The organism is Vibrio sp. PBL-C16 (genome assembly GCF_034321865.1).
GTDB classification, from domain to species: Bacteria; Pseudomonadota; Gammaproteobacteria; order Enterobacterales; family Vibrionaceae; genus Vibrio; species Vibrio alginolyticus.
Genome location: NZ_JAXLNY010000001.1, coordinates 219,627 through 243,176, shown reverse-complemented (window position 1 = coordinate 243,176; position 23,550 = coordinate 219,627). Strand labels below are relative to the sequence as shown.

Genomic DNA, 23,550 nt, shown 5'->3' with positions numbered 1-23,550 from the left:
ATTCGCCGCATTGACGATATGTGCTATCCGAAGGCATGAATTCTTGATGTTAAAATTCTAGGCGATAGTTGACTTAATTGCGGAATTTATATTTCGCTCGCAGAAACAAAACGCCTCTGCATCAGTTCATGGTATAGACTTGAATGTGTGTCAGGCTCATTCGCCTTGTTTGATAATGGAGTAATCAATGGCACCTGTATTTTTTCTGACTCAGCAGGCCGCCTTACCAAGTCGTAAGGTGCTTCGTAAAGTGATTCAATTTTCGACAGCGTTGGCTCAGCCTATTGTGGTTTTAGTGGAAGACCATCGCCGAAGTGAAGATCACGCATTCGCTCATTTTCTCAGTTTCAACTCTGACCATATAGAAAAAAGACAAGCTGAGTTTGAAGCTTGGACCTTAAAGTTCAACGCATTAATTGTCGAACTTTGTGAAGAAGAAGAGCTTGAAACGCCAACGCTCTCTTACGAGCATTTCAAAGGGAGTCATTGGGTTGAGCAAGTTGCGAAACGACTTGTTGACCACACTGACTTACTGCTCGTGGGACACTTTAACAAACACGAGATTCAAACGATGCTCACAGAACTAGCACAACAAGATTGCGACTTGTTGCTACTGAGTGAGCGTTCATGGCCTTCTCACGCCAACATGCTTTGTGCAATCGACCCACTTCATCGAGGGGATGAAAAGTCGATAGTAGATAAAGCCATCGTCTCGCGAGGCTCAAAATTAGAACAAACCTTAAGCGGGAAAATGACGCTCGTTTACTGCCGATACGTCGCGCCATACCTCTCTCGCTATCGTGCAGAGATATTAAGCAACCAAAAAGCAGGCATTACAGATTTTATTAGTGCGCAAAGGTTAACTCGAGTACCACTACTGCTGCCAGAAGGAAACCCTGAAACGGCGTTACCAAAAGCAGTTAAGCAATCACAAGCAGCGATTTTGATTATGGGGGCATGTAAACGAAGCATGTCATCTCAATTTTGGTCTGGCAGCACTGTAGACACGTTACTTGATCAACCACCTTGTGACCTACTGTTGGTCAACAGCTCCAAGGGCTGACTAGGTATTCCCTATTAACCTATCCTTTCAATACCAAGCGCAGTTATTGGCTCTTTACATCTTCTAACTGCGCGGCTTCATGTTCCGCGTTCAAGGCTTGTTTCTGCTGCTGTTTTATCTCATCCCAACTGCGTCCCGATTCAATCGCAGATACACGCTGCTCGTATTTAGTGCAGGCTCTTTCGAGTACTTTCTCAGGATCTATACCCTTTTCTCTTTCCAGCGCTTTTAATACGTTAAGGTAGTTCCACAACACATCGCCTAACTCGTCTTCCAAATGACAAAGGCGATCCTCGCGAATCTCTTCGCGGACTTCATCAACTTCTTTGCCAATGGCCTCCAGATAAGTCTCTACGCCTTTAAACCAAGTATTGGTTTGGTCATATTGAGATTTTCTCGTCGCAATTGCATACAGCTCATCAAATTTCTTCATTGCCTCTCCGTAGAACACGTTTTTATTTATGCCTTTTTAGGACGAATAAACTTCCCTTTAGCCGTCACTCTAACTTCGCTTTCGACCCGCAATTGAGCCACCAGTTGATATATACCGCGTCGTTCACCTTCACAGTGTGCAGTAATCGTGACTCGATCATCTAACTGAATAGGTGCATGGTAGCGCACATCCAACTGCGCCGTAAGGGCTTGAATGTCTCTAGATAACAAACAATGCGTCATTGCACCATCGAGAAGCGAACTGGCAATACCACCATGCAACAGGTCTGTGTAACCTTGATGACGCGGTAAAACGTGAAACTCTCCGACAACAGAGCCATCGGCTAGGTATTGGTAGTTCACGGCCAAAGAGTTCGGATTCACATTAATTGAAGAACAAACCGCACATTGATGATGAGACTCGTGAGTGTAATGACAGTAGCTGTTTGTGGACATGATAGTTACTCGGTTTCTCAAAAGAGTAATTAGCATATGCCAATAATTAAAAAGAAACGGCGAGTAATCTTTGTTTGCATGTTGCAGGGCCAGCAACCTCGCTTTTCATAACACTAAATAATCATTTTAATAATTAACGATAATTTCCAGTTTATTTAGAGTGACGATATGGTTTGCATAGTGATTACGCAACGTTATGAAAAGGCGACTTATGAAGTTTCTCCACACGATGATCCGTGTAGCTGACCTAGACAAATCTATCGAATTTTATACAAAAGTTCTGGGAATGAGTGTTTTGGATCGTTTTGAAAACCAAGAATACCGTTACTCACTGGTGTTTGTTGGTAACCCTGATCAACCAGATGGCGCGACCATCGAGCTAACTTATAACTGGGATACCGACAGTTACGACTTGGGTAACGCATTCGGACACATGGCACTGGGGTCTGAAGATATTTACGCCGCTTGCGAAAAAATTAAAGCGCTTGGTGGCAACGTTACTCGCGAGCCAGGTCCAATGAAAGGCGGAGAAACTCACATCGCGTTCATTAAAGATCCCGATGGTTACCAAATCGAACTCATCCAAACTCAAAAATAACGAGGTTTCCTATGACAGACGCATTATTTCAACCCATTCAACTTGGCTCTCTCTCATTAAAAAACCGTATCGTTATGCCTCCGATGACGCGCTCTCGTGCTTCTCAACCAGGTAATATCGCTAACGACATGATGGCGACCTACTATGCTCAACGTGCTGAAGCGGGCCTAATCGTTGCTGAAGGCACACAAATTTCGCCAATGGGTCAAGGCTATGCATGGACACCAGGCATTTACAGCCCAGAGCAAATTGCTGGCTGGAAAAAAGTAACTGCTGCAGTGCACGAGAAAGGCGGCGTTATCTTCGCGCAATTATGGCACGTTGGTCGTGTGACTCACCCTGATAACATTGGCGGTGAGCAACCTATTTCTTCTTCTGCGCTAAAAGCAGAAAACGTGAAAGTATTTGTCGATAACGGCACAGACGAACCGGGTTTTGTCGACGTGGTTGTGCCACGTGAAATGACCAAACAAGACATCAAGAACGTTATTGAAGAGTACCGCCAAGCCGCACTAAACGCGATGGAAGCCGGATTCGATGGTATCGAGCTTCATGCAGCGAATGGCTACTTGGTTAACCAGTTTATCGATTCTGAAGCGAATAACCGCACCGATGAATACGGTGGCTCTATTGAAAACCGTCTGCGTTTTCTTGGTGAAGTGATAGAAGCGATGACGCAAGCTATTGGCGCTGAGCGCGTTGGTGTTCGTCTTGCACCATTCACTTCGTTAAATGGCACCGTTGATAGTACGCCAGTCGAAACCTACACCGCCGCTGCAGCGCTGCTTGATAAACTCAATGTGGTTTACATTCACATTGCAGAAGTGGATTGGGACGACGCGCCAGACACTCCGCACAACTTTAAAACCGCAGTTCGTGAGGCGTACAAAGGTACACTGATTTATGCCGGTCGTTACAACGATGAAAAGGCGCAACACGCGATCGAAAGTGGTTTAGCTGACATGATTGGCTTTGGCCGTCCGTTTGTTGCAAACCCCGACTTACCAAGCCGCATCAAGCATGGCTATCCACTGGCAGAACATGACCCTGCCACATTGTTCGGCGGCGGTGAAAAAGGCTTAGTGGACTACCCTGCGTACCACGCGGGTTAATTCATCTACGTAAAGCTGATTCGCAACTCGCGACAAACCAATAGCGAAACCAAAAGAACCTTGCTCTTCCCCCTGTAACGCCAAGATGCAGGGTTCTTTTTAGGCAAGCCATCAGAATTAACGTCTTTGACAAGATGTACAACCTCGACACGCAGAGCGCGTCTTTTTACTGAGCAAACTGCGTTGTACTTTACAGTAAGCATTCTTTAAAGCACGACGACCTGAAAACCAATCATCCGGTTTAGTGAGGATTAAGTAGCCGTGAAACCTCTTAACCAACTCGGTTCGATTGTTTTCGATAAATCGGCTATCAAACTCGATGTCGAAGTAATTCAAAGCCTCTTCGATACAAGTAAAGCTGGCAATTTTTTCCTGAATCGTATTCTCTGTCATCGTTTCTTTAGCGTAATCATTTTCAATGGAGTCTAAGTGCCTCGCGCTTTACGTTCTTTGATTTAGCGCTTCTTAAGATCATTCTTTATGGGTTTTCCATATTGAAATTCAATTTGGGAATTCGTTAACCCACCTAGCATTTTCATTTTGACAATCACTTTAAGGCACTGATTTAAATAAACATTATTTCTGGTTCATATTTTGCTCTACTTCATTAAACGGAATGTTGGAGCAACACGATATGACTTACAGAGCAGAAGTAGACGGATTAAGGGCGATTGCTGTCACGTTGGTGATTTTGTTTCATGCAGGAGTTGAGCAATTCGCTGGTGGCTTTATTGGCGTCGACGTGTTCTTTGTGATCAGCGGCTATTTGATCACTATCATCGTGATTAACGACTTAGAAAACCAGAAGTTCAGCCTTGGTGATTTTTATGAGCGACGCATTCGTCGCATACTCCCCCTCTTACTAGTGGTGATCGCCGTCAGCTATTTGATGTCTTGGTGGCTATTTTTGCCGCAAGCACACAAAGACGTTGGTCAATTTGCAGTGTCTTCCATTCTTTCCGCATCCAACATTCTTCTGTATTTAAAAGGCCACAATTACTTCGGTTTAGAAGATCAAGCCAACCCGCTGTTTCACACTTGGAGCTTGGGCGTTGAAGAACAATACTACATTGTCATTCCTTTGCTACTCATGCTACTCGCTCGTGGCAAAAACGCGTTTTACCTGACTTTTTTTATCACGGTATTTGCGCTGAGTTTGATGACTATTGTCTACGCGAGCAACGATCCTGATTTCGCTTTTTACATGATCTTCTCTCGTGCTTGGGAACTGGCAACCGGTTCATTACTCGCATTAGTGATGAGAAAAGTCCAAGTTCAATCTAACGATACTCTAGCAACCATTGGCATCGTTTTGATATTGGCTTCCGCGCTTTTGTTTGAAAAATCGCAAGATGGCGCGGGCATTACGCTGCTGGTGCCGGTCATCGGTAGCGCGTTGGTGATTTTGTTTGCCTCTAAAGACAATGTCTGCGGTAGATTACTGAGCCTAAAGTGGGTCGTGTTCGTCGGCTTAATCAGCTACAGCTTATACTTGTGGCACATTCCATTATTTGTCTTTTACCGCTACGTGTTGGACGCAACACAAGACGTCAATATCCCGCTTTACGTTATCGCTCTTTTTGTACTGTCTTACTTCACTTGGCGCTTTATTGAAAAGCCGTTCCGTAGCCGAAAAGCCATGAGCATGCGCACTGTGTCCGCGGTTATTGTGTTGTTGACGTTGCCCTTGCTAACGTTCGGCGTTATCGGTCATCAAAACGGTGGTTTTCCAGAAAGAAGCGTATTTTTCGAGGCCATGCGCGTTAACAACGGTTATGGTTTAGATTGCAACGGCAACACCAACGTTAACGATGTGTGCTCGTCTGCGCCGCAGCCCGCCATCGCTGTGTTAGGCAATAGTCACAGCATGGTTTACGTGAAGCGTCTATCCGAAGTAACACCAACTGGCGTGGTACAACTTACTCAAGATTCCTGTGCGGTCGGTTATGTCGACACCATCAAAGGCGCTGGCTCAGTTCCTTGCCGACAGTTCTTTAATGAGGCTGTCGATACCATTCTAAGTACCCCTTCCATTCGTCGCGTTGTTATCTCTTCTAATTTCAATAAAGAGCTTTCACAAGCCGATTATGAAGCATCATTAACCAAATTATTGAATGAACTGAAAGGAAAGGAAGTGGTCGTTTTTGGTCCAACCCCTTCTGCACCGTTTGCGGTAGGAGAATGCCTTTGGAAAGCGCGTTTGTTTGGCGAGACAGAAGAGTCTGCCTGCGACTTTTCTCCCAAACAACATCACCCTCGAAACGTGGCGAAGTTAGTGAACTACTTTGAGCAATTTGAGCACGTTGAGTTTGTCGACTTGACCGATGCCATTTGCAGAAGTGGCGTATGTCGAATGAAAGTTGGTACAAACAATGCGATGTATACGGATGACAGCCATTTATCTTACAAAGGTGCTGAGTTGGTGCTTGGGCATTACCTCAACACTACAAATGAAGCGCAACAGTTCACTTACGACCGACAATAACCAAGGAAATAAACTTTTATGCTTCAGCGCTTATCTCAGGTAAGCGCTGAATGCTTTAAAGCAAGACAAAACCAGCACGTCTATTTGAAAATGCGCGGATCAAACGCGAAATCGAGCTTTTCGGCTTTCTTGATGATCTCTTTTATTTTGGGATGATTTGGATTAACCACGTAGTTTTTATCACGAGGTGAAATCGTTGAAGGCACTTGCAGCGCGGCAAACTCTGGATGAGGATCATTGAGAAACTGATCACCAATGTACTGCGTAGACTCGCTCGCCGGTATTGCTCGCCACGTCACAGGGAGATCTTCTTCATCTAAGGTGGCGATGAGGTATTCTGGCATTTCAATACGATATAAATCGTAAAGTTTGGTGATAGCAGGATCGTTGTTTACGTGCACAAACACTTCCAACGAGCAAAGGGATTCCGATTCAGAGAAGTAGAGGGCTTCGGTTCCTTTTGAGTTCCATCGCCCTCCAAATAACTTTGCGCCAACGGGGCTGAATGGCGTGTCAGCAAATTTCTTTTGTGTGAGACGATAGAGCTTCATATTACGAGAATACCCCGTGCTCTAAACGGCCGATCAAATCTTTTACGATTTCAAAATCCACCGTGGTCGAGACCATATCAAGTGGACGTTTTCCACCTAAGCCATACACATTCTCTCTCATCCATTTTAACGCGCGCTCTTCGTCGTCAAACAGTTCTGTCGCGAGTTTCAATAACATCGCTAATCGATAGATTGCATCACTTTCTTGCGTATTGAAGCGCTCATCGTTTTTTAGACGACGCTTGATCGTGCTAACAGGTATCAATGTGACGTTTTGAAACTCACTCTGAGAAAGCTTCACACGCTCAACAATATTGCGATACACCTTTGGCTCAAAGCCTTTGTGAACCGCATCAGTGCGACCTGTTTCAGCGTCTTCAATACCCAACATAAACCAGAAATTGGCTTTATGAGGTTGTTTCGGTTTGAAGCTTTTTAATGCTGCAGTTGCCATATCAAGCTCCTATGGTTCATATGGTCCAGTTATTATGGTTCAAATGAGCTTAACTTTCAATCAAAGTAACAATCAAAGTAAAAAGATAGGTAAAGAAAAAGGCGAGCTTTTCGCCCGCCTCTCTTACTTATTCATCAACCCATCTACCGACGGGCATCGTTTCACTTATTGCAAGTCAAAACGATCCGCGTTCATGACTTTCGTCCATGCGGCGATGAAGTCATGGATGAATTTTTCCTGATTATCATCTTGCGCATACACTTCCGCATACGAACGCAGGATCGAGTTTGAACCAAAGACAAGATCCACTCGAGTAGCCGTCCACTTCACAGCGTCGGTTTTACGATCACGGATTTCATATTGATTAGCACTCACTGGTTTCCACGTATATGCCATGTCAGTAAGGTTCACGAAGAAATCATTCGACAAAGTGCCTACTCGGTCAGTAAATACGCCCTCTTTTCCACCGCCGTAGTTACTGCCTAGAACACGCATACCACCGATAAGTACCGTCATTTCTGGCGCCGTTAGCCCCATAAGCTGAGCACGATCTAATAAAAGCTCTTCTGGCTTAACCGCGTAGTCTTTCTTCAACCAATTTCGGAAACCGTCAGCAACAGGCTCAAGTACTTCGAACGATTCCACATCCGTCATCTCTTGGGTGGCATCACCTCGGCCTGGCGCGAATGGTACGGAAACATTATGACCTGCGGCACGCGCAGCCAGTTCAATACCTACGTTCCCAGCAAGCACGATAGCGTCTGCAACACTACAGCCCTCTTCTGCTGCTATTTTTTCTAGCACAGCAAGAACACGGCTTAGACGTTCAGGTTCGTTCCCTTGCCAATCTTTTTGCGGAGCCAAGCGAATTCTCGCGCCATTTGCACCGCCTCGGCGGTCAGAGCCACGGTAAGTACGCGCACTATCCCACGCCGTACTTACTAACTCACTAATGGATAGGCCACTTGCTTCGATTTTTGTTTTTACTAAATCAACATCGTAGTCTGTCTTACCTGCGGGCGTTGGGTCTTGCCAAATAAGATCTTCGCTTGGCACATCAGGGCCGAAATAACATGATTTTGGTCCTAGATCGCGGTGTGTCAACTTAAACCAGGCACGAGCAAAAACGTCATCAAAGTACGCAGGGTCATTTTGGAACTTTTCTGCAATCTTACGATATTCAGGGTCCATTTTGAGCGCCATATCGGCGTCGGTCATGATTGGATTGTAGCGCTTAGAACCGTCTTCAACATCGACAGGCTTGTCTTGTTCTTCAATGTCGATTGGCTCCCATTGCCATGCGCCAGCTGGGCTCTTTTTCAGTTCCCAGTCATACTTAAATAGTAGGTGGAAGTATCCGTAATCCCATTGTGTAGGGTGTGTTGTCCAAGCACCTTCAATACCACTCGTTACCGTGTCACGGCCAATGCCACGTGTTTTGTGATTAATCCAGCCAAGACCTTGCTCATGAACGTCTGCTGCTTCGGGCTCTGGGCCAAGGTTTGCGGCATCACCATTACCATGACACTTACCCACCGTGTGACCACCAGCTGTGAGCGCGACGGTTTCTTCATCGTTCATTGCCATTCGCGCAAAGGTCACTCGCATGTCATGTGCTGTTTTGAGAGGATCTGGGTTACCGTCTACCCCTTCAGGGTTCACATAGATAAGACCCATCATTACCGCAGCAAGCGGGTTTTCTAAATCTCGCTCACCAGAGTAGCGGCTGTTATCAGCGTCACTTGTGGCTAACCATTCTTGCTCAGAGCCCCAGTAAGTGTCTTTTTCTGGGTGCCAAATGTCCTCTCGTCCAAACGCAAAGCCAAAGGTCTTAAAACCCATGGATTCGTACGCCATGTTACCGGCAAGGACAATCAGGTCTGCCCAACTTAGTTTGTTGCCATATTTTTTCTTGATTGGCCATAAAAGGCGTCGAGCCTTATCGAGGTTGGCGTTATCTGGCCAAGAGTTGAGAGGAGCAAAGCGTTGGTTGCCTGTAGCAGCACCGCCACGGCCATCCGCAATACGATAACTGCCCGCTGCATGCCATGCCATTCGGATCATTAAACCACCGTAGTGTCCCCAGTCGGCAGGCCACCAGTCTTGGCTATCAGTCATTAAATCTTTTAAATCTTTTTTAAGTGCTTCGACATCTAGCTTTTTCAGTTCTTCTTTGTAATTAAAGTCCTGACCAAATGGGTTGGTTTTGGAGTCGTGTTGATGCAGGATGTCTAAGTTCAAGGCATTCGGCCACCAATCCATCACCGACTTATCTGTAGATGTTTGCCCACCATGCATAACTGGACATTTACCTACCGAACCGCCGTTTGCTTTGCTCATATAATGCTCCTTCGTGTCGTGGTTGTGGTAACCACTCTTTGTTATTCAATAAATCGAATATCCACCTCAAACAGCGTAGTTCATACACTGTTTTTTTAGTTAACGCCAAGTCAAAATTTCAAACATTTCAGCGAATAAATAATTGTTATCAAACATGTACCTATATGCAGAAAATATGGATAGAGATCAGTTTAAGTCCATACCTGAATACTTAATCCCAGACAGCCTCGCCATGTTGTGATCCCAGGTCGCTAAATCATGATGACTAAATTCATTCAGAGCGTGATGACCACACGCCCTCGCCATGACTTTCATGAGCTCGACCGAGGATTCGAAGAAATTTTTCAGTTGCTGGGATGACTTTTCAACGTCGAGACGCTGCCTCAAATCGGCATTTTGTGTCGCAATGCCTGCCGGGCAATTATTGGTGTTGCAGATGCGAGCCGCGACACAACCGATCGATTGCATCGCACTGTTTGCTATCGCTACTCCGTCTGCTCCAAGTGCCAACGCTTTGACAAAATCCGTAGGAACTCGCAACCCACCGGTGATGATTAATGTGACACGGTCACTTACGCCTTTTTCATCTAAGTACTTACGTGCACGAGCTAATGCAGGGATGGTGGGTACACTAATATGATCACGGAACATAGTTGGCGCCGCACCCGTGCCACCACCGCGACCATCTAAGATGATATAATCAGCCCCAGCATCAAGCGCAAACTGGATGTCTTGCTCAATATGGTTGGCACTGAGTTTAAATCCAATTGGAATACCGCCTGTGATGCCACGAACTCTGTCAGCAAACTTTCTGAAATCGTGAGTAGTGTGAAGATCTTTGAACGTTGGTGGTGATATCGCTGGTTGTCCCTCGGGGATGCCTCTCACCTGAGAGATCTTACCTACATTTTTATTTGCAGGCAGATGACCACCCGTGCCCGTTTTTGCTCCTTGCCCGCCTTTGAAGTGAAACGCCTGAACATTAAGAAGCTTAGATTCGTCGTAGCCAAATTGAGCACTAGCAAGCTCATAGAAATACCGTGAATTGGCGGCTTGCTCTTCCGGTAACATGCCACCCTCACCAGAGCAAATCCCAGTCCCTGCCCACTCTGCACCTTTTGCTAGTGCAATTTTCGCCTCTTCAGAAAGTGCGCCAAAACTCATGTCCGACACCAACAAAGGAATGGCGAGTCTGAGCGGCTTACGCGCGTTTGGTCCCACAATCAACTCGGTAGACACAGGAACGTCTTCCAACAACGGTTGTGTCGCCATTTGCGCCACCATGATTTGTATAGCATCCCAATGTGGTAGCAAATGCCTAGGAACCCCCATTGCAGCCATCGGACCATGATGACCGAGTTTAGAGAGTCCTTCTCTCGCTAATTGGTGGATAAACTCGAGGGTTGGTTCTTCTTGAGTAGCAGACGCCGTTGGTTTGTCTCTTTTCTCTCGCTTTTGTTCCGGTCCCTCTTTACCGACTTGCTCTGCGGTAAATCGCTTGTGTGTACCATCACAAAAAGGAGCATTGGCGGTATGCTTACATTGGCAGAGATAGGCATCTTCGTCTTTTTCCGCACTAAAGCTCATTGGCTTTAAGCCGGTTCCCGAATGAGACCCATCGCAGTAAGGTTGATTTTTAGAACGCCCACATCGGCAGAAGTAATATTCTTGCCCAGCTTTCAACTCTACTTTGATCGGCTTGTTATCAGCGATGATTGGCTTGCTCATGTTGCCCCCTATTTATTATTGTTAACCATGCTTTCTCGCTGGCTTGCAATAAGCGTAGAACAGGAGCGTAAAGAGCGTCAGTGTCGCCGAGTAAAATGCGCGATTGTCGCCCGACTAACCTATACTTTTTATGGGTCTCATACACGTGGAGGCTATATGACGATTGCAACCCGATTAGATGAATATTTGACTGAGCATAACATTCACTTTCAAACCGTGAATCACAGCCACAGTCATAGCTCGCTACAAAGTGGTGTTGCAGCAGGTGTGCCTTTAATGAATATCGCAAAAGGTGTGATTCTAGAGGATCATGAAGGGCGTCATATGATGGCGGTCTTACCTGCCAACAACAAAATCAGTTTGTCGAGATTAAACGACGAATTTAATGCCACCTTCCACTTGGTGAAAGAGCGTATGGTTTACCGACTCTTCACCGATTGTGAACACGGCGCTATTCCACCGATTGGTAGCCCTTACCACATGTCGACAGTTTGCGATGAAAGACTAGCAAACTTGGAACATGTCTACCTTGAAGCTGGCGATCATGAAACTCTGATTAAGCTGGACCGAAAGGCGTTTAAAGAACTGATGAACGACTGTAGATATCTAAGATTCAGCAGTGAAGTTCTGCATTAAACTTGCCAAGATCTCTCGACACTTCCTGAACAAGGCTCTATCAACAAGAGCCTTTCTTTGTTTTGTTGGTAGCACGCGATGGAAGTTTCTCGGACTTTGGTGCCCAGCGTTTCAGAGCATATAGAAACAAAAAACCGCCTATTAGGGCGGTTTTTTATCAATCAAATCATAATTATTATCGAACAAAGATCTTTTGGATCGCTTTTATCGCCATAGCCCTACGGCGCATTAATACGCTCGTTCTTGGCAACCATTTCGGTGTGTGAAGAATGGTTTTCGCATGACTAAAAGTTCTGAATCCTTCCTCTCCGTGATAATGCCCAATACCCGATTCACCAACGCCACCAAAAGGCGCATCTTCAGCGCCAACATGTAAAACCGTATCATTAACGCCGACGCCACCACTGTGGGTGTTGCGTACAATATGTTTGATAGTCGATTTGTCGTCCGACATAACATACAGCGCAAGTGGTCTTTGGTGCTGATTAATGTAGTCAATCGCTTCATCAACGGCATTGTAGGGCTTAACAGGTAGAAATGGCCCGAAGATCTCCTCTTGCATGATTCGCATATTCGGCGACACATCCGTGACCAAATGAGGATACAGAAGTCGTTCCTCTTGGGGCGACGCCTCAACAGTGTGAAGGTTAGCACCTTGCGCTTTTGCATCCTCAAGTAGCGCAGTCAAACGATCATATTGTCGTTGGTTGACAATATGGGTCAGCTTTTGATTCTTGTTGGATTTTAAATAGAGCTTTTCAAAACGTTTTAAGAATAGCGAAATGAACTCTTCGACACGTTCTTGCGGTACAAATGCGTAGTCAGGCGCGACACAAATCTGGCCTGCATTAATGCATTTACCAAACAAGATAGCATCAACGGCTTTCTTCATGTCTGCATCTTTTGCAATGATCACCGGGGACTTTCCACCCAACTCTAACGTCACCGGGGTAAGGTTTTCCGCTGCCGCTTTTGCCACTGCGCGACCAACACTCGTAGAACCCGTGAACAAAAGGTGAGCGAATGGCAGTTGGCTGAATGCTTGTGCGACGTCTGCTTCACCCTCAAAAACTTCGACATACTCAGACAACCCACGGCAAATATCGACGATGACTTTATTGGTTTTTGGCGTAAATTCGCTGAGCTTCATCATCACGCGGTTGCCAGCAGCCAATGCTGTCACTAAAGGCGCAAGGCTCAAAATCACAGGAAAGTTCCACGGTGAAATGATCCCGACGACACCTAACGGTTGATACTGAACGGTGACTTTAGAAGGTGCGAGCAATAAGCCGGATTCGCGCTTGCTGGGTTTGCACCATTTTTTTAGTCGTTTGAGGGTATAATTAATATGCGAGACCGTTGGCAAAACGTCGGTCATAGCGGTATCAAATTCTGAGCGATAGCCAAAATCGTCACTTAACGCTTCAACCAGAGCTTGTTTGTTCTCAAGCAGCGATTTTTTTAACAAAACGAGGCGCTGTTTACGTTCATCTAAACTAGGATAAGGCTCGGCTGCATATGCCGCTTTTAAGCGTTCGAGGCTTTGCTGTAACAAGTTATCTACTTCAACCTCTGTGATTGCGTTCATGATGCTTCTCCTAGCCTAGTTTCTGCCAATGACGCCCCAAGTTAACACGAGCGCAACAATGTTACTATTGTAGCGCTCGTGAAGTTAGAGTTCGAACTCTGATTAAAATATTTCTGGGGTGGATACTACATCAAACGTAGTTCATAAATGCCTAGTCGTTGAGAGCGGTCAAGCATATCGAACTCATGATCAACGTATTCTTTTAATGTGGCGCCTGCACGCTCAGCAATATTGATGCTAGCGATGTTATCTTCCATACAATGGAACTGAATGAATTGTGCGTGCCCTTTCTTCTTCAAGAAAGGGATCAATACTGCGAGTACTTGATCAATCACACGATGGCCTCGCCCATTGTTGGCAAGCCAGTAGCCAATTTCAGTAACACGTGTATGTGAATCCACACCTTTAATGCCAATAACACCCGTAAGTTGCTCATCAAAATAAATTGCACACCAGTGGGAATCCAGCGCGTTACTGTTCACTCGCTGGGAAATGTAGTTAACGGCCTCTCTATGATTCGTGACAGAATCCGTCCAAGGTAGATAGCCCTCAAGGCTCTCTCGGTGAGTGTTCACAACCTCTAGTAAAGCGGACGCGTGTTTCGTGTTGAGGGGCTCAATTGAGACCCTTTGCGAGACGGAAAAACGCTTCTGTAAGTGATTTCCTTGATACGTCTCTTGGCATGTGACTTCATCCATAGATGTTATTCCTTTTTATTGTGAACGCTCAGCGCAAATCCTAACGCTTCATTTTATGAGAACAAACCTCTCTATAAAAACTAATCAAAGCCGTTGCCGTTCATTTAGCCCTTTTGATCGATCAGCGTAAATGGCGTTAGTGATGCCACATCTACATAATGTTTCCATACATGTTCATATAGGTGATGCTGATTGGCAAACGGAGCCAGCTGCTTAGCTTCTTCAAGCGTACACCAGCGATACTCTGTATGCTCTTCGTTAAGAACAACTGATTGGTTAGGCGGACAAAGTAGCACAAAACATGGGATAACCATGATACGGTTATTTTTTGCTTCGTAGAACTGCTCTAGAAAGTCTGCTGTATGTAACTCAACTTGGTCAATTAGTGTCTCTTCTTTTAACTCTCTTAAAATGGTTTGCCACCCGGCTTCACCCGCTTCGATACCACCTGCAACATGGCACCAATAGCCACCTTTTACGCGTTTGAGTAACAGCATTTTTTCTATGCCATCAATTTTTGAAATGACAACGCCTGAAACATGCGTTGCTTTTATCGGGATCATGTAAGCTCCTTAAATATCGAGTTTTTATTGTTACGCTGAGAGAGGCAGATTAATTGCTACGTATTCTACTGTTTATTCATCTTGCCGACAGAAGTGTTTGAGTTTAGAGGATTTAATCGCTAACTAAGTATGCTAAAGTGAGATCTGTCGCAACAAATGAGCAGTAAAATGTCCAATTCATTCAACACTATGATTCCCATCGGTGTGCGCTTTATGGTGCTTTCCGCGTTCGGCTTTGCTCTGATGTCGGCTACAGTAAAGCACGTCGGCAACTACGGTATCCCCGTTTTTGAAATCGTTGCAGCAAGAGCGCTCGTTTCACTTATCATTAGTTATTTCGATGTAAAGCGAAAACGAATTTCTGTATGGGGCAATAATAAGCCATTACTATTTGCACGCGGTGCTGTGGGTACGATGGCTCTGATGTGTGTATATTATTCAGTGACCACCTTACCTTTGGCAGAAGCGACGATATTCCAATATATTCATCCGGTATTTACTGCACTACTCGCCGTATTTTTCTTGAAAGAGCGCATCCAGCCGTCAACTTTCCTTTGTATTGCGTTGTGCTTACTCGGCATCTATATCATGGTAAGCCCAGAAACTGGGCAAGGCTCAGATAGCGCTTTACCAATGTTTAGCGTCATGATTGCGATCTTAGGCGCATTTGGTAGCTCAATTGCCTACGTCATTGTCAGAAAACTGAGTCAGACAGAAGACAGCTCAGTGATCATTTTCTATTTCCCGTTGGTTGCTCTCCCCGCTTCACTCTTACTGATTGGCGACGATTTTGTAATGCCCGATTTATATCTGACTTTCATGTTGGTTCTAGTTGGTGTCTTTACCCAAATTGGACAATTGGGGTTAACCAAAGCGATGCAAACTCAACAAGCGGGTAAAGCCTCCGCTTATTCGTATATCCAGATCGTATTTTCTGTGTTGTTGGGCATCATTTTCTTTGGCGAGGTTCCGATCATTTGGACGTACGTCGGTGGCGGTCTGATTGTTACAGGCGCATTAATTAATGCGTTTGGTCATCACTTACGGTTACCTTTTATTAAGCGCAACGCTTGATATACCTACCCAGAACCGTAAACACGACATTTAGAAAAACAGCCAGAGTGACTCTGGCTGTTTTGTGTTTAGCCTAACGTTAAGCTGATATTTTTAACCCTGCGATACCAGCGACAATCATTAGCAAGCTTAAGGCTTTGATAAGTGTTGCTGGCTCATTGAACAGATAAATACTCACGACTGCCGTGCCTATTGCGCCAATCCCTACCCATACGCCATAAGCAATGCCTAAAGGCAAGGTTCTTAACGCAATGCCAAGCAACCAAAAGCTCAATAACATAAAGACAATAGTGAATGCCGAAGCACCGAATTTGGTAAACCCTTGTGAATATTTAAGACCGACAGCCCATGCGATTTCACACAAGCCCGCAATGAAGAGAATTCCCCAAGCCATGTCACATTTCCCAACGAGATGGGGTCGTCCCCGAGAAAAGATAGAGCGGTGAGGTCGTCCTCACTTCTGATTGACTGCTTATTATATACAGAAATTTAAACATAAAAAATAAAACACGGCGATAAACATACAACTCAAACATCTCATGTACGCTTAAATTCTACGCTTTTCTTTTTAACGGTGGCGGACTCTCTATTTCGCATCAATAACGACACCGTTTTTTAACAATTTACATATAACCTTCTGGTGTTGAAAGTGTTGCATTTATTGCACAAATCACACAAAAACTAATTGAACATGTAAATATGAAAACGTTTGTGTGACTAATATCGCTTAAAACAATGACTGATGACTTTAATATTCAGCCGAATTAATTATAAGGTATGACGTACCCATGAAAGCAATCAAAACCTCTATCGCTGTCCTTGTTGGCGCCGCTCTACTATCTGGATGTAATGACGATACTGAATACGTCAATGTTCAGCCTAAAGAAGTAAAAATAGCGACTTACAACCTCTCTTTTGACCGCGCTACCTTCGAAACTTTGGTAGATGAAATGCAAATTGAACCAACGCAGCAAGCTGCGTTGGTCACCTCTTATTTAGACGGTTCAATCGCAGCCGAAGACAAAACCACTGCGGAAAAAGTCATTCAAATTCGTAACGTTGCAGCAATCATTCAAAAGAATCGTCCTGATGTTCTCATGATGGCGGAATACAACAACGATGGAACAGGTGAAAACAAAGCAGCCATTGAAGGATTCCAGAAGAACTACTTGTCTGTCGCGCAAAGTATCGATGGCGCGGGCGGTGAAGCAAACCTTGAGCCTATTGAATACCCTTATGCTGAATCTTATTCAACCAATACAGGGTTGTTGAGTGAGTTTGATCTCGACAACAACGGAACCGCAGGTCAAATGCCAGGTGATGCATGGGGCTTTGGCATGTACCATGGTCAATATGCATTTGCCCTTATGTCTAAGTATAAAATTGACACGGCAAACACACGTACATTCCAAGCATTTAAATGGAAAGATATGGAAGGTGCGAAAATTCCAACCATTACTATCTGTGACGGTTCGCAAAAGATTCCAGACGGCATGAAGTGTGGTGATGAATGGTACTCAGCGGAAGAATGGGATCAAGTGCGTCTATCTTCGAAAAATCACGTCGACGCGCCAATCATCATTCCAACTCGCAATGGCGAGGAAGTTGTACACTTGTTGATGTCTCATCCTACTCCACCAGTATTCGACACCGGTAAAAACAAAGCGCAAAACGCAACAGAAGTGGAGTTTTGGCATCATTACATTCAAGGCAAAGACTATTTTTACGACGATGCGGGTAAAACAGGTGGCTTAACGAACGGCGCTAAATTCGTAATGATGGGTGATCAAAACCTTGATCCAGTGTCTGGTGACGGTATTAGCTCTGTAATGCAGGAGCTGCACAACGATCCATTGGTTAACCAAACCGTGATGAATGGTGAGCTTTACCCAACAAGCTTTGGTGCAGCTGAACACGCTGTTGACCGCAGTTCAACTCACCCATATCCGAATCGCATCACTTCAACGTTTGGCTTAGGGGTAGACTATGCCTTGCCTTCAGCAAATTTGAATGTAATAGACTCTGGTGTGTACTGGTCAGCGTCTTATGAAGAAGGCCATAAACTATTTAACGATGCACGTATCGGTAAGTATGGTGATGGTAAGGATGTATCTTCCGACCATCGCATGATCTGGATTAAAGCACAGTTCTAGACCGCATAAAAAAAAAGCCAACCACAAGGAGTCGTGATTGGCTGTATATATTTGTGAACAAGATGGTTCACTAACAACGTCAGTTGGCTAGGTGACCCTCGGCTTAGAAAGGGTCACTCATACTAAAGCATGAGGCGTGCCAACTTTTCAGTGCACAAAAACAGGTTGTTATTTAATCACTTTCATTAAAACTTAACCAATAGCTACTGTTTGCTCACAGAATAAATTGCAATTTGCAAACTACCATTGGCATTTCGCAATAAACCTGATCTTTAGCTCTTGCTTTTATTGCTTCCTAGCTAAGTCGCGTGCAAGGATTAACGCAAGTCCGAATACTTGCAAGAAGAGTCCGATATTCTTGTACCAAGCGATCTTTTCATCCTGCTTTGCCATTACCTCATTGAGCTCTACATTCTCAATGTAGTAATTATCGATGCGGTCTCTATACGAAGCTTGTGCCTGATTTATCTTTGACATCAGTTGAGGAAGTTGATCAATTTTTATTTCATCCGACTCGTTGAGAACCCAAGAAGATAAATGCCCTGCTAATACCTCTTCTAGCTCTAAAGGTATCGCTACGCTCTGACTTATGTGCACATGCAGCAGTAAAGCTTCTCTTTTCCTTTCTAGGGTTTCCACACTGTTCCATGCGAGTTGGATGGAATACAAGTTTTCTGCTGTTTGCTCTGCGAGCTGCGAGTGCTGTTTACCCAACTTATCAAGGACTAAGCTAGTAACGATGATCGCGCCAATATTCAGTACTAATCCAATCAGAACGAGTATCCAAGGTGGTGGAATGTAACGTCGCAGACTTACCATAACTTATCGTATGGCAGGTAAATCATATTTAACACAACCAATGAAAGTATCACCAGAAATGTCACCTGCATCCCTCTAATACGCTTTTTCAAGTCTTTTTTCAATATGCCTTTAGCATGAATAACTCGACCAATTACAAAAATAATACCGGTGAGATGTATCCATGTTGGGTAAGCACTATTAAATTCTAAAAGTGCCATTAAAATCAGGGTGATGGGGATATATTCTGTCGCATTACTCTGGGCACTACGAGCAATTTGTAGAGCCTCTACCCCACCATCGGCATAAGCAATTTGATTTAAGCGACGTTGCTTAATTACTTGAACAGCCAACCAAATAATGAGTATTGCGAGAATGTTGGCATACAGAGCTGTGATCATATGTCGTCCTTCTTGATCTGGTTTTCACTTATATAAGCGTGTCACTTGGCTATAACTATAGCGGTATCATTATGATAATGCGTCAAATAATCTCAAGTTATGATTTCTATTCGGGCAAAAAACGAAAGCCAATGCTTTATGGTATTAAAAATGCCCTCGAATGAGGGCATAAGAATAAAGAAGCTAATATGTGAGAATATTGAAACCACTATAAGGGGTGTTTGACCAGCTTTTTGCGCCGATGCCCTTTGATAATACTTTCAAAAATTGTGAACAACAGCCCTACCCAAATAAATGCAAAGGTCACCGCTTTCACTTCGTCAAACAACTCGCCAAAAAACATAACTGCCAACACAAACTGCAAGCTTGGTTCGATGTATTGCATTAGACCGACGGTTGATAAATTAGTTATACGTATTGCGATAGAATAAAATACGAGTGGTAAAAGTGTGATAGGTGCACTGCCAAAATACAAAAGCAATGTTGTGGTATCTGTGCCCGAAGCCAGTTCACCAGTTGCCCATTGTTTATAGAGCAAATAGGCGAGTGCAACTGGAGTCAGTAACAACGCCTCAACAAACAAGGTTGTACTCCAGTCATAATTTATCTTCTTCTTGTACAGCCCATACAAAGCAAAGAACAACCCCATCGTTAGTGCGATAACGGGTAGCTGACCATAGTGAATCACTTGATACATAACACCAATTGTTGCCAACACTATTGCAATAAGTTTGCCTTTTGAGAGCCTATCCCCAAGAATAAATACGCCCAGCGCAACAGATACTAATGGTCCAATAAAGAAGCCTAAGCTGGCATCGATGACCCGATGATGGGTCAAAGCCCAAGTGAACGCACTCCAAGAAATACACATCAAACTGCTCGCCACAAACGTGTACCACAAGGATTTTTTATCAAGCCAGATTTCTTTCCAATTCAGCCCTCGACGGGTTATCCCAAGTACAATTAGAAACCCGACAGGTACAGACCCAATGATTCGCCATGCTAGCAACTCATCCATAGAAGCATTTGGTAAATAACGATAATAAATTGGTAGCAATCCCCAGATCACAAAGGAGAATGCTGCCATAAAAGTGCCATAACGAGTGTTATTCATAAAACTATCGCCCATCTAAACGACCAATTTGGCGTAAGTAAACAAGTCCGCCATACATAAAAAGGAATGCAATCCCGCAGTGACTTTATGATGCAGATGGCATTATTGGCTCAACGCTTGTACGACGGCGGTAAAGCCACTCACAAAACACAACATAAGTGCCCCAAACCGAATCTTTTCTTTTGGTAACGACTGGGTAGTTTTCATTGCTAGCCAGTAACCAAGCGCCGCAGCAGGTAATAGAGGAATAGTAATGACCAAATGATGCAATGTGAAGAAGCCCACTGGGATTTGTACTATTAGTGAAATAATCGAACTGAAAACAAAAAAAGCCGATAAGTTGCCGCGTAACTGATTTGCTTCTTGATGCTGCAACAATAACGCCATCGGAGGGCCTCCAATCGCAGAACTGGTACCAAACAACCCAGAAAAGAAACCAGCACATGTCATACGCGAAGGCGTAGGCTCAACCCGAAACGGTAAAACACTCACCACGACTGCAAACAGCACCAACAAACCAATCCAAAGCGTGAGAGTTTGTGTAGATACAAAAAAGAGTAGCAAGCCACCAGCAATTGATCCCGGCACTCGCCCAATCAACGCCATCTTTAAGCCGCCGATTTCAACACTACTGCGGTGCTTCATCGCATTCATCAACGAAATAAATAACGCGACTAAACAGATTGGCGCAGGAACATATTCTGGCGCCCAAAGAATCAGTAAAGGTGCGGCAACAATAGCCAAGCCAAAACCGATTGCGGTCTGGACATAAGAGCCAAGAAATATCAAACCTATTGCAAGGAAGTTTATCGAATCGAATTCCATTTAGATTATTCTTATATTTGAAAAATAAACACAAAACCAAAGCACATTCGCATGATGAATACCTCAGGCATACTGCGATATGAATTCCGCGTAGCATTCATCAAAGTGAATAAAAAGACAATCCATTTGTGCGGTTCGCCCTCATTTGCATTTTGTATTTCATTCCGCTGATGTACATGTTTGCTTACATCGAAGAGGATTCATGCTCGCCTGTTCACGCAGCATTTCTTCAGCGGAATTAATGACCTCTTAAAATCTAGCAGAATTAGACCCGTGAATTCTCCATTGCATTTAATGGATTCAGTCAATTAGTGCGGCGTCGGTATAGCACTTTACAACTCACCTCTTTATACTACTGATCGATTTATCATTACCGTACTTATTTACACAATAAACAAGTGTACGGTCAGTGTTTTTCTACCTTTAACTTGCTGTGAAAATAATATGAAAAAACAAACGGGATTTACTCTAATAGAGTTAGTCGTAGTTATTGTCGTGCTCGGTATTCTTGCTGTCACTGCCGCGCCACGCTTTTTAAACCTTCAAAGCGATGCACGTGAAGCACGTTTGGAAGGAATGAAAGGCGCTATTGCGTCAGCATTAGGCGTGGGTTATGGGAAAATGGCGATTGCGGGATTGGAAAGCAAGCCTTACGTTTCAAACTTCGTAGACAGTGCTTTAATGGCAGATTTACCATTTGACGGCTGTAATATTGGTGGTTCAAAGCGCTGTGTTTTTTTATATGGATATCCTGATTCTGATAGCGAATCGATGAAGTTACTCGTGCAAGGACTGAACGAAGAAGACTCGGATTGGAAAACATTTCATCACCCGGCTGGTTCAACAACTCGCGAAATGGTCATTGCTGCAGCCGACGAAAAAAGAGCTAGCCTTACACAATGCGGAATTTTATATGGGCCACCGCAGACTCCAAACGAGAGTTACACCTTAGATATTCTTCCCTGCCCTCAATAAAAATAAGGCTGCCAATCGGCAGCCTTATTTGTTTCATCTGATCGGTTTTTTACGCAAAGTTAAACACGTATTTATCCATCATATTCACCATGCGGCCAATCTCTGGCTTGGTAATCGTATCATTTGCGCCAAGAGATAGTGCTTTCGCTCGGTTATCCTCACTCATCAATGACGAGAACATAATGATCGGCATTGCATGAAACGCTTCGGTATCGCGTAGTCTCTTCACTAAGTGCATACCATCCATTCGAGGCATTTCTACGTCCGTAACCACCGCATCTAATAGCTCTTTAACTGGCAAGTTTTCTTCTTTCGCAACCTCGATCAAACTCATCAACTTCTCATGCGCCTCACCACCGTCTTTACATGTGATCACATTGTAGCCTGAAGAAGCTAATGTATCTTGGATCAAAGAGCGAATAAATGCTGAGTCATCCACCACCATGATCGTTTTAGCATTACGCTTACCGACCATTCTCTGGTTGAGATCCACCGACTTGTCCCCTTTCACATCGTATTTTTCCATACTCAATTCTGGGTTGATGTCTGCGATGATTTTTTCAAAGTCGAGAATCATGATCAGGTTGCCTTCTTTACGGACAACGGCTACTACACAATCTTGTTCGCCCGCTTCCAAAAACTGACTTGGTGATTCCACATCATTCCAAGAGATGCGATGAATACGCGAAATGCTGTCAATTAAGAAGCCATTGGTCATTTTGTTGAAATCCGTAACGATTACAAACTTGCGCTCCAGATCTTGTCGTGTTGGCACACCTAACCAACCAGCTAAATCCACTAAAGGCGTCAGTACATCTCTGGATGAGAACACACCAATCATATGAGGTTGTGCGTTTGGATAATCGGTTGTTTCTGGCACGCGAATCACTTCTCGTACTTTCGCAACGTTAATGCCGTAATAACAAGTTTTTGTGCTGCCATCTGGCAATGTTTTTTCTAAATGAAACTCGATGATTTCAAGCTCATTGGTACCACTTTCTGTCAAAATGGTGCTGGTTACGTTACTCATAAAGCCAATTATCCAACCAAAAATACGCATCAGAAAAGTTTGATGCAAACGCCATGAGAAGCCGTTCTCTGGCTAAAAATCCAAAAGTCCTTTTTAGTCGTTACAACAAAATTTGTAAACCATCAAAAGGACGGCTAACGCACATTTCCATACCAAACCATGTAAAATTGTCTCATTTTTGAACACGACATTATGAGTGGCCAAAGTGCGAATTAACACCTCCACTTTTAGCGGCAGAGTCAATGAAAAGTTTAGAAATAATTTGAAGTGATGTTCAGCGTCAATAGCCAAACCTATCTAACAGATATCAGTACAAAGTTGGCTACTGTGCTCATGCCTGGTGTATAACAAGCTCTCTTCAAGTGGCATGGTATAAAACTGCGCTTGTGAACACACGGGTTTAAATCGAAGCGCTAGAGGCATCGCAAGAAAATCTGAAGGCATAGAACACTGAAAGAACACTTTCAGTTTGTTAG

General features: G+C 44.2%; 24 protein-coding genes. 8 read left to right on the top strand and 16 right to left on the bottom strand.

What is annotated here, in order from left to right; all coding sequences use genetic code 11:
• Positions 1 to 187: 187 nt before the first annotated feature.
• The gene (locus UQW94_RS00965; protein ID WP_047101465.1) at positions 188 to 1,063 is read left to right on the top strand and encodes a universal stress protein; all 876 of its coding nucleotides are present in this window, start codon (positions 188 to 190) and stop codon (positions 1,061 to 1,063) included.
• A 43-nt stretch (positions 1,064 to 1,106) separates the two neighbouring features.
• On the opposite strand, the gene UQW94_RS00960 is transcribed toward UQW94_RS00965, so the two are convergent.
• Positions 1,107 to 1,496 carry a MazG nucleotide pyrophosphohydrolase domain-containing protein gene (locus UQW94_RS00960; protein ID WP_047101463.1) on the bottom strand — a complete coding sequence of 130 codons (390 nt, stop codon included), beginning with the start codon at positions 1,494 to 1,496 and terminating at the stop codon, positions 1,107 to 1,109.
• 26 nt (positions 1,497 to 1,522) lie between these two features.
• Positions 1,523 to 1,951, bottom strand: a complete 429-nt coding sequence (locus UQW94_RS00955; protein WP_031781242.1) for a PaaI family thioesterase — start codon at positions 1,949 to 1,951, stop codon at positions 1,523 to 1,525.
• 211 nt (positions 1,952 to 2,162) lie between these two features.
• Between UQW94_RS00955 and gloA the strand changes: the two genes are divergently transcribed.
• Together gloA and UQW94_RS00945 are read left to right on the top strand one after the other, a co-directional pair.
• Positions 2,163 to 2,549 (top strand): lactoylglutathione lyase, encoded by a 387-nt coding sequence (gloA, locus tag UQW94_RS00950; protein WP_005376490.1) that lies wholly within the window; start codon positions 2,163 to 2,165, stop codon positions 2,547 to 2,549.
• Positions 2,550 to 2,560: 11 nt separating this feature from the next.
• Positions 2,561 to 3,661: an alkene reductase gene (locus tag UQW94_RS00945; RefSeq protein WP_136977151.1), complete on the top strand. Its 1,101-nt coding sequence runs from the start codon at positions 2,561 to 2,563 to the stop codon at positions 3,659 to 3,661.
• Between the two features lie 117 nt (positions 3,662 to 3,778).
• Here the strand turns inward: UQW94_RS00945 and UQW94_RS00940 are convergent, their stop codons facing one another.
• On the bottom strand, positions 3,779 to 4,054 hold the full coding sequence (locus UQW94_RS00940; RefSeq protein ID WP_033906505.1) for a nitrogenase-stabilizing/protective protein NifW: 276 nt from the start codon (positions 4,052 to 4,054) through the stop codon (positions 3,779 to 3,781).
• A 241-nt stretch (positions 4,055 to 4,295) separates the two neighbouring features.
• Here UQW94_RS00940 and UQW94_RS00935 point away from each other — a divergent pair, with 241 nt between their 5' ends.
• A complete protein-coding gene (locus UQW94_RS00935; RefSeq protein ID WP_176311534.1) occupies positions 4,296 to 6,146 on the top strand; it encodes an acyltransferase family protein in 1,851 nt (616 codons plus the stop codon).
• 80 nt (positions 6,147 to 6,226) lie between these two features.
• On the opposite strand, the gene UQW94_RS00930 is transcribed toward UQW94_RS00935, so the two are convergent.
• The 4 genes from UQW94_RS00930 to UQW94_RS00915 all read right to left on the bottom strand — a co-directional run bounded on the left by UQW94_RS00930 (position 6,227) and on the right by UQW94_RS00915 (position 11,219).
• Positions 6,227 to 6,697: an RES family NAD+ phosphorylase gene (locus UQW94_RS00930; RefSeq protein ID WP_064369281.1), complete on the bottom strand. Its 471-nt coding sequence runs from the start codon at positions 6,695 to 6,697 to the stop codon at positions 6,227 to 6,229.
• A 1-nt stretch (position 6,698) separates the two neighbouring features.
• Entirely contained in the window at positions 6,699 to 7,151 is a 453-nt protein-coding gene (locus tag UQW94_RS00925) for an antitoxin Xre/MbcA/ParS toxin-binding domain-containing protein (RefSeq protein ID WP_017820987.1), read from the bottom strand.
• A 165-nt stretch (positions 7,152 to 7,316) separates the two neighbouring features.
• A complete protein-coding gene (katG, locus tag UQW94_RS00920; protein WP_065275255.1) occupies positions 7,317 to 9,491 on the bottom strand; it encodes a catalase/peroxidase HPI in 2,175 nt (724 codons plus the stop codon).
• Between the two features lie 186 nt (positions 9,492 to 9,677).
• Complete coding sequence (locus tag UQW94_RS00915; RefSeq protein ID WP_017635336.1) at positions 9,678 to 11,219, bottom strand: glutamate synthase-related protein; 1,542 nt, start codon at positions 11,217 to 11,219, stop codon at positions 9,678 to 9,680.
• 156 nt (positions 11,220 to 11,375) lie between these two features.
• Here UQW94_RS00915 and UQW94_RS00910 point away from each other — a divergent pair, with 156 nt between their 5' ends.
• Complete coding sequence (locus UQW94_RS00910; protein ID WP_005376501.1) at positions 11,376 to 11,855, top strand: aminoacyl-tRNA deacylase; 480 nt, start codon at positions 11,376 to 11,378, stop codon at positions 11,853 to 11,855.
• A 175-nt stretch (positions 11,856 to 12,030) separates the two neighbouring features.
• Here UQW94_RS00910 and UQW94_RS00905 read toward each other — a convergent pair whose 3' ends face one another.
• From UQW94_RS00905 to UQW94_RS00895, 3 genes are all read right to left on the bottom strand, one after another.
• Positions 12,031 to 13,443, bottom strand: coding sequence for a coniferyl aldehyde dehydrogenase (locus tag UQW94_RS00905; RefSeq protein WP_017635337.1), 1,413 nt, complete (start codon positions 13,441 to 13,443; stop codon positions 12,031 to 12,033).
• A 125-nt stretch (positions 13,444 to 13,568) separates the two neighbouring features.
• A complete protein-coding gene (locus tag UQW94_RS00900) occupies positions 13,569 to 14,141 on the bottom strand; it encodes a GNAT family N-acetyltransferase (RefSeq protein ID WP_031781379.1) in 573 nt (190 codons plus the stop codon).
• A 104-nt stretch (positions 14,142 to 14,245) separates the two neighbouring features.
• The gene (locus UQW94_RS00895) at positions 14,246 to 14,704 is read right to left on the bottom strand and encodes an NUDIX hydrolase (RefSeq protein WP_047101439.1); all 459 of its coding nucleotides are present in this window, start codon (positions 14,702 to 14,704) and stop codon (positions 14,246 to 14,248) included.
• Positions 14,705 to 14,872: 168 nt separating this feature from the next.
• Between UQW94_RS00895 and UQW94_RS00890 the strand changes: the two genes are divergently transcribed.
• Positions 14,873 to 15,778 (top strand): DMT family transporter, encoded by a 906-nt coding sequence (locus tag UQW94_RS00890; protein ID WP_005376505.1) that lies wholly within the window; start codon positions 14,873 to 14,875, stop codon positions 15,776 to 15,778.
• A gap of 79 nt (positions 15,779 to 15,857) precedes the next feature.
• Here the strand turns inward: UQW94_RS00890 and UQW94_RS00885 are convergent, their stop codons facing one another.
• The gene (locus UQW94_RS00885; protein WP_005376506.1) at positions 15,858 to 16,172 is read right to left on the bottom strand and encodes a DMT family transporter; all 315 of its coding nucleotides are present in this window, start codon (positions 16,170 to 16,172) and stop codon (positions 15,858 to 15,860) included.
• Between the two features lie 394 nt (positions 16,173 to 16,566).
• On the opposite strand from UQW94_RS00885, the gene UQW94_RS00880 reads away from it, so the two are divergent.
• Complete coding sequence (locus tag UQW94_RS00880) at positions 16,567 to 17,931, top strand: endonuclease/exonuclease/phosphatase family protein (protein WP_258513835.1); 1,365 nt, start codon at positions 16,567 to 16,569, stop codon at positions 17,929 to 17,931.
• A gap of 285 nt (positions 17,932 to 18,216) precedes the next feature.
• Here the strand turns inward: UQW94_RS00880 and UQW94_RS00875 are convergent, their stop codons facing one another.
• The 4 genes from UQW94_RS00875 to UQW94_RS00860 all read right to left on the bottom strand — a co-directional run bounded on the left by UQW94_RS00875 (position 18,217) and on the right by UQW94_RS00860 (position 21,069).
• Entirely contained in the window at positions 18,217 to 18,750 is a 534-nt protein-coding gene (locus tag UQW94_RS00875; protein ID WP_193837980.1) for a DNA mismatch repair protein, read from the bottom strand.
• Positions 18,744 to 19,130, bottom strand: a complete 387-nt coding sequence (locus UQW94_RS00870) for an MAPEG family protein (RefSeq protein ID WP_005376510.1) — start codon at positions 19,128 to 19,130, stop codon at positions 18,744 to 18,746. The genes UQW94_RS00875 and UQW94_RS00870 overlap by 7 nt, the downstream gene beginning before the upstream one ends.
• Positions 19,131 to 19,338: 208 nt before the next feature.
• Positions 19,339 to 20,244, bottom strand: coding sequence for an EamA family transporter RarD (gene rarD / locus UQW94_RS00865; RefSeq protein ID WP_031778926.1), 906 nt, complete (start codon positions 20,242 to 20,244; stop codon positions 19,339 to 19,341).
• A gap of 102 nt (positions 20,245 to 20,346) precedes the next feature.
• Positions 20,347 to 21,069 carry a sulfite exporter TauE/SafE family protein gene (locus UQW94_RS00860; protein ID WP_042520743.1) on the bottom strand — a complete coding sequence of 241 codons (723 nt, stop codon included), beginning with the start codon at positions 21,067 to 21,069 and terminating at the stop codon, positions 20,347 to 20,349.
• A gap of 444 nt (positions 21,070 to 21,513) precedes the next feature.
• Here UQW94_RS00860 and UQW94_RS00855 point away from each other — a divergent pair, with 444 nt between their 5' ends.
• A complete protein-coding gene (locus UQW94_RS00855; RefSeq protein ID WP_005376513.1) occupies positions 21,514 to 22,044 on the top strand; it encodes a prepilin-type N-terminal cleavage/methylation domain-containing protein in 531 nt (176 codons plus the stop codon).
• 49 nt (positions 22,045 to 22,093) lie between these two features.
• On the opposite strand, the gene UQW94_RS00850 is transcribed toward UQW94_RS00855, so the two are convergent.
• On the bottom strand, positions 22,094 to 23,074 hold the full coding sequence (locus tag UQW94_RS00850; RefSeq protein WP_213961544.1) for a chemotaxis protein: 981 nt from the start codon (positions 23,072 to 23,074) through the stop codon (positions 22,094 to 22,096).
• Positions 23,075 to 23,550: the final 476 nt, after the last annotated feature.